This window comes from Lentilactobacillus sunkii DSM 19904 (assembly GCF_001435575.1).
Classification (GTDB): Bacteria; Bacillota; Bacilli; order Lactobacillales; family Lactobacillaceae; genus Lentilactobacillus; species Lentilactobacillus sunkii.
Genome location: NZ_AZEA01000054.1, coordinates 1 through 2764 on the forward strand (window position 1 = coordinate 1; position 2764 = coordinate 2764).

Consider the following 2764-nt stretch of genomic DNA (forward strand, 5'->3'; position numbering starts at 1 on the left):
TTTCGATTCCCTAAGTAGCGGCGAGCGAACGGGGAACAGCCCAAACCAACGAGCTTGCTCGTTGGGGTTGTAGGACTGAACATTTGAGTTACCAAAGTTGTTGATAATCGAACAATCTGGGAAGGTTGGCGAAACAGGGTGATAGCCCCGTAGGTGAAATCAATGACCCTCAGTTCAGGATCCTGAGTACGGCGACACACGTGAAACGTCGTCGGAATCCGGGAGGACCATCTCCCAAGGCTAAATACTCTCTAGTGACCGATAGTGAACCAGTACCGTGAGGGAAAGGTGAAAAGCACCCCGGAAGGGGAGTGAAATAGTTCCTGAAACCATGTGCCTACAAGCAGTTAGAGCCCGTTAATGGGTGATAGCGTGCCTCTTGTAGAATGAACCGGCGAGTTACGGTAACATGCAAGGTTAAGGTTTAAAAGCCGGAGCCGCAGCGAAAGCGAGTCTGAAATGGGCGTTTAAGTATGTTGCTGTAGACCCGAAACCAGGTGATCTACCCATGTCCAGGGTGAAGGTGCGGTAAAACGCACTGGAGGCCCGAACCCGTGTACGTTGAAAAGTGCTGGGATGAGGTGTGGGTAGCGGTGAAATTCCAAACGAACTTGGAGATAGCTGGTTCTCTCCGAAATAGCTTTAGGGCTAGCCTCGGACGTAGAATCATGGAGGTAGAGCCACTGTTTGGATGAGGGGCCCGTCATGGGTTACTAAGTTCAGATAAACTCCGAATACCATTGATTTTTATCCGGGAGTCAGACGGTGAGTGATAAGATCCATCGTCAAAAGGGGAACAGCCCAGACCACCAGTTAAGGTCCCTAAATATATGCTAAGTGGAAAAGGATGTGGAGTTGCATAGACAACTAGGATGTTGGCTCAGAAGCAGCCATCATTTAAAGAGTGCGTAATAGCTCACTAGTCGAGTGATTCCGCGCCGAAAATTTACCGGGGCTAAGCATATTACCGAGACTGTGGACTTGACCATTAGGTCAAGTGATAGGAGAGCGTTCTAAGGGCAATGAAGCCAGACCGTAAGGACTGGTGGAGCGCTTAGAAGTGAGAATGCCGGTATGAGTAGCGAAAGATCAGTGAGAATCTGATCCACCGAATGACTAAGGTTTCCTGGGGAAGGCTCGTCCTCCCAGGGTTAGTCGGGACCTAAGCCGAGGCCGAAAGGCGTAGGCGATGGATAACAGGTTGAGATTCCTGTACTAGTTGATTATGTTTGAGCGATGGAGGGACGCAGGAGGCTAAGTTGTGCATCCAGCTGGAAAAGGATGTTCAAGCCACAAGTCAGTCAAAGAGTTAAATGCTTTTTGGCGGGTTGACAAGTGGTGATGAGGACCGAAATTTAAGTAGGGAAGCAACCCACGTCACACTGCCGAGAAAAGCTTCTAGTGAGTAATCAACTACCCGTACCGCAAACCGACACAGGTAGTCGAGGAGAGAATCCTCAGGTGAGCGAGTGAACTCTCGTTAAGGAACTCGGCAAAATGACCCCGTAACTTCGGGAGAAGGGGTGCTGTGCGCAAGCACAGCCGCAGTGAAAAGGCCCAGGCGACTGTTTATCAAAAACACAGGTTTCTGCAAAATCGTAAGATGACGTATAGGGGCTGACGCCTGCCCGGTGCTGGAAGGTTAAGTGGATGAGTTAGCTTCGGCGAAGCCCAGAAATGAAGCCCCAGTAAACGGCGGCCGTAACTATAACGGTCCTAAGGTAGCGAAATTCCTTGTCGGGTAAGTTCCGACCCGCACGAAAGGCGTAACGATCTGGGCACTGTCTCAACGAGAGACTCGGTGAAATTAAGATACCTGTGAAGAAGCAGGTTACCCGCGACAGGACGGAAAGACCCCATGGAGCTTTACTGTAGCTTGATATTGGGTGTTGACACAGCTTGTACAGGATAGGTAGGAGCCATTGAGGCCGGAACGCTAGTTTCGGCAGAGGCGTTGGTGGGATACTACCCTCGCTGTGTGAACACTCTAACCCGCGCCACTCAGCGTGGCGGGAGACAGTGTCAGGTAGGCAGTTTGACTGGGGCGGTCGCCTCCCAAACAGTAACGGAGGCGCCCAAAGGTTCCCTCAGAATGGTTGGAAATCATTCAACGAGTGTAAAGGCAGAAGGGAGCTTGACTGCGAGACAGACAGGTCGAGCAGGGACGAAAGTCGGGCTTAGTGATCCGGTGGTACCGTATGGAAGGGCCATCGCTCAACGGATAAAAGCTACCCTGGGGATAACAGGCTTATCTCCCCCAAGAGTCCACATCGACGGGGAGGTTTGGCACCTCGATGTCGGCTCATCGCATCCTGGGGCTGTAGTCGGTCCCAAGGGTTGGGCTGTTCGCCCATTAAAGCGGTACGCGAGCTGGGTTCAGAACGTCGTGAGACAGTTCGGTCCCTATCCGTCGCGGGCGTAGGAAATTTGAGAGGAGCTGTCCTTAGTACGAGAGGACCGGGATGGACATACCGCTGGTGTACCAGTTGCGCCGCCAGGCGCATCGCTGGGTAGCTACGTATGGATGAGATAAACGCTGAAAGCATCTAAGTGTGAAACTCACCTCAAGATGAGATTTCCCATTCCTATATGGAAGTAAGACCCCTGAGAGATGATCAGGTAGATAGGTTGGAAGTGGAAGTGCAGTGATGTACGGAGCGGACCAATACTAATCGGTCGAGGACTTAACCAAGTAGAAATGGTGTTCAAGGTACAGAAAATTAATATTAGCTAGTTTTGAGAGAACGAAGTTCTTTCAAGGAAA

The 2764-nt window shown here is 51.1% G+C and carries 1 rRNA gene; it reads left to right on the plus strand.

The annotated features are described in order from the left end of the window. Positions 1 to 2692 (plus strand): 23S ribosomal RNA (locus tag FD17_RS12845); the annotation flags it as partial. Positions 2693 to 2764: the final 72 nt, after the last annotated feature.